This window comes from Mesorhizobium sp. M1A.F.Ca.IN.022.07.1.1 (assembly GCF_003997575.1).
GTDB lineage: Bacteria > Pseudomonadota > Alphaproteobacteria > Rhizobiales > Rhizobiaceae > Mesorhizobium.
On the sequence record NZ_RZST01000552.1, the window covers coordinates 1 to 2,291 of the forward strand.

Annotated in this window: 2 protein-coding genes and 1 pseudogene; all 3 read left to right on the plus strand. The window is 66.1% G+C overall.

Features of this window, described 5'->3' with window-relative positions; translation table 11 throughout:
• Positions 1–598 (plus strand): annotated as a pseudogene (locus EOA75_RS32015) (c-type cytochrome biogenesis protein CcmI); the annotation flags it as partial.
• A 3-nt stretch (positions 599–601) separates the two neighbouring features.
• Positions 602–1,045, plus strand: a complete 444-nt coding sequence (gene ccmE, locus EOA75_RS32020) for a cytochrome c maturation protein CcmE (protein ID WP_127326081.1) — start codon at positions 602–604, stop codon at positions 1,043–1,045.
• Positions 1,045–2,291, plus strand: a 1,247-nt coding sequence (locus EOA75_RS32025) for a heme lyase CcmF/NrfE family subunit (RefSeq protein ID WP_164747721.1), incomplete at its 3' end; no start/stop codon positions are given. The genes ccmE and EOA75_RS32025, both read left to right, overlap by 1 nt.

The following is a 2,291-nucleotide window of genomic DNA, read 5'->3' on the forward strand; positions in this document are numbered from 1 at the left end:
CGCCATCCGGCTCGACGGCGACAGCGCCGTGCGTCAGGCCGGGCTGGGCGAGGCGATCGCCAACGCGGCCGGCGGGATCGTCACGGCCGAGGCTCAGGGCGCCTTCGACGCGGCCTTGAAGCTCGATCCCGCCAACGCCAAGGCCAATTTCTATCTGGCGATGGGCCTGGCCCAGGAAGGCAGGAAGGCGGAAGCCGCCGCCGCTTGGCAAAAGATGCTCGGTCAGCTTGCGCCCGATTCGCCCTGGCGCCGCGCCGTCCAGCAGGCGCTCGCCGAAACGGCCGAGCCGCCGGCGGCGGCAGGCAAGCCGGCGACCGGCCCGGATGCCGGGCAGGTCGAGGCGGCGCGGCAGATGGCGCCGCAGGACCGGCAGGCAATGATCGAGACCATGGTCGCCAGCCTCGACGACCGGCTGAAACAAAATCCGCGCGACGAGGAAGGGTGGATGCGGCTCATTCGTTCCTATGTCGTGCTCGGCAAGGCCGACCGGGCGCGCGACGCGCTCGGCCGCGCGGTTGCCGTCTTCGGCGCCGACAGCGAGCAGGCCAAGAAATTCACCGCCTTTGCCGCCTCCCTCGGCGTGACGGCGACGGAGTAGGCCATGACGCGCAAGCAGAAGCGATTGTCGGTGATCCTCGCAGGGTTGGCCTTCCTCGGCGCTGCTGCCGGTCTTACCTTCTACGCGCTCGGCCAGAAGGCTTCGTATTTCTACATGCCCGCCGACCTCGCCGCCGCAACCGTCCAGCCCGGACAGCGCATTCGCCTTGGCGGGCTCGTCGAAAAAGGCACCATCGTTCGCGGTCAGGGCGCGACCGTCGCCTTTTCGGTCACCGACATGCAGAAATCGGTCAAGGTCACTTATACCGGCATCCTGCCCGACCTCTTCCGCGAGGAGCAGGGGGTCATCACCGAAGGCGCTTTCGGCCCGGACGGCGTCTTCGTTGCCGATAGCGTTTTAGCCAAGCACGACGAGCGCTATATGCCCAAGGAAGTCGCCGACCGCTTGAAAGCCAAGGGCGTGTGGCAGGAGAGCAAGAGCCAATAATGGTTGAGACCGGACATTTCGCGCTCGTCCTCGCCTTCGCGCTGTCGCTGGTGCAGATGCTGGTGCCGTTGGTCGGCGCCCGCACCGGCAACCAGCGGCTGATGGCGGTCGGCGGCCCGGTCGCGGTCACCGGCTTTGCGCTGACCGCGCTGTCCTTCACCGCTCTTGCCACCGCCTATGCCGGCTCCGATTTCTCGGTGGCGAGCGTCTGGGAAAACTCCCATTCGCTGCAGCCGATGATCTACAAGATCACCGGCACCTGGGGAAACCACGAAGGCTCGATGCTGCTCTGGGTGCTGATCCTGACCTTCTTCGGCGCGCTCGTCGCTGTCTTCGGTTCCAACTTGCCAGCGACGCTCAAAGCCAATGTTCTGGCCGTGCAAGGCATGATCGGCGCCGCCTTCTTCCTGTTTATCCTGGCGACGTCCAATCCCTTCATCCGGCTGAACCCGGCGCCGATCGAGGGCCGCGATCTCAACCCGATCCTGCAGGACCTCGGCCTCGCCATCCATCCGCCGCTGCTCTATCTCGGCTATGTCGGTTTCTCGATCTGCTTCTCCTTCTCGGTCGCAGCCCTGATCGAAGGCCGCATCGACGCCTCCTGGGCGCGCTGGGTGCGGCCCTGGACGCTGGTCGCCTGGATGTTTTTGACCGGCGGCATCGCCATGGGCTCCTATTGGGCCTATTACGAGCTTGGCTGGGGCGGCTTCTGGTTCTGGGACCCCGTCGAGAACGCTTCCTTCATGCCCTGGCTCGCCGGCACGGCGCTCCTCCATTCGGCAATCGTCATGGAAAAGCGCTCGGCGCTGAAGATCTGGACGCTGCTGCTTGCCATCCTCACCTTCTCGCTGTCGCTGCTCGGCACCTTTCTTGTCCGCTCTGGCGTGCTGACTTCCGTGCATGCCTTCGCCACCGATCCGGCGCGCGGCGTCTTTATCCTCTGCATCCTGACGCTGTTCATCGGCGGCTCGCTGGCGCTGTTTGCGCTGCGCGCTTCCACCCTGACCGCAGGTGGCCTGTTCCAGCCGATCTCGCGCGAAGGCGCGCTCGTGCTCAACAATCTGTTCCTGACCACGGCGACCGCGACGGTGCTCGTCGGCACGCTCTACCCGCTGGCGCTTGAGGCCATCACCGGCGCCAAGATCTCGGTCGGCGCGCCCTTCTTCGACCTGACGTTCGGCCCGCTGATGCTGCCGCTGCTCGCCATCGTGCCGTTTGGTCCGCTGCTTGCCTGGAAGCGCGGCGA